Origin of the sequence: Flavobacterium sp., from assembly GCF_003525665.1 — a bacterium.
In the GTDB taxonomy this organism is placed as follows: domain Bacteria; phylum Bacteroidota; class Bacteroidia; order Flavobacteriales; family Flavobacteriaceae; genus Flavobacterium.
The window spans coordinates 1063-2043 of the sequence record NZ_DQDX01000153.1; the positions used below are offsets into that span (position 1 = coordinate 1063).

Here is a 981-nt window from a genome sequence, read left to right on the forward strand (position 1 = left end):
TTTATAGACTAATTCCAACATACCTTGAGTTAACTATCAGATATGTTGAGAATTAGATGTGAAAATAGAATATGTAAAAATGGTTGTGTTTAAATCAAAGCCAAATCAAAACTTTGATTTTTAAATTCCTAATAATTTTAAAAAAGTTCCAATTGTTGTGATGGTTTTTCATTTTCAACTGGTTTTTTACCATAAAAAAGTTCCATCATTCCAAATTGTCTGTCGGTTATTTGCATTACACCAACTTTTCCGTGTGGTGGTAAATTGCTTTTGATTCTTTTGGTATGCACTTCGGCATTTTCCCGGCTTGCACAAAACCGCATATAGATAGAAAATTGAAACATAGCAAAGCCGTCGTCTAATAATTTCTTTCTAAAGCCAGAAGCTATTTTACGTTCTTGTCGGGTTTCTGTTGGCAAATCAAAAAATACTAGTATCCACAAAGTTCTATATTGGTTTAATCTGCTGTAATTTTCATTATGCATATTCTGGGTATAAAATTTTCCTTGCCGAACCTTCAAAACATTCGTGCAAAGAATTGGTTGTTCTACTCATTGCAACTATCAAAGGACTTTTTTTGCCATCAATGATTACATCAATTGCCACAACGCTTAACAATTGTTTTTTTATTTCAACGGTTAACTCATCAATGCAATCCTCATATTCCATAATTTGACAAACAATTTTATCTACAAATGGGCGATATGGCTCCATTATATCGTCTGCCAAACAATAGGCGTTGTATTTGTTTCGGTGAAAAATACCCAATGTAGGAAGCATTCCCGAACTTACAATGGCTCTTGCAGTTATTGCTCTCAAAATGGCATAACCATAATTTAATAAATTATTAGGCGGAACTCCTTTTTGACCGCGATTAAAATTTTCAATCCCGAAAAGGTTTTCCCAATAAAAAACAGCTGCTCTTGCTTCGTGATTTAAACTATCGCCTGACGTTACTTCTTTAGCCCAAAGTTCCATTTT

At 33.3% G+C, this 981-nt stretch carries 2 protein-coding genes; both read right to left on the reverse strand.

Going from position 1 to position 981, the window contains the following annotated elements:
* Positions 1-137 precede the first annotated feature (137 nt).
* The gene (gene cas2 / locus DIU01_RS10795; protein WP_290834325.1) at positions 138-485 is read right to left on the reverse strand and encodes a CRISPR-associated endonuclease Cas2; all 348 of its coding nucleotides are present in this window, start codon (positions 483-485) and stop codon (positions 138-140) included.
* A partial coding sequence (cas1, locus tag DIU01_RS10800; protein WP_290834327.1) for a type II CRISPR-associated endonuclease Cas1 occupies positions 478-981 on the reverse strand: 504 nt, incomplete at its 5' end. The genes cas2 and cas1, both read right to left, overlap by 8 nt.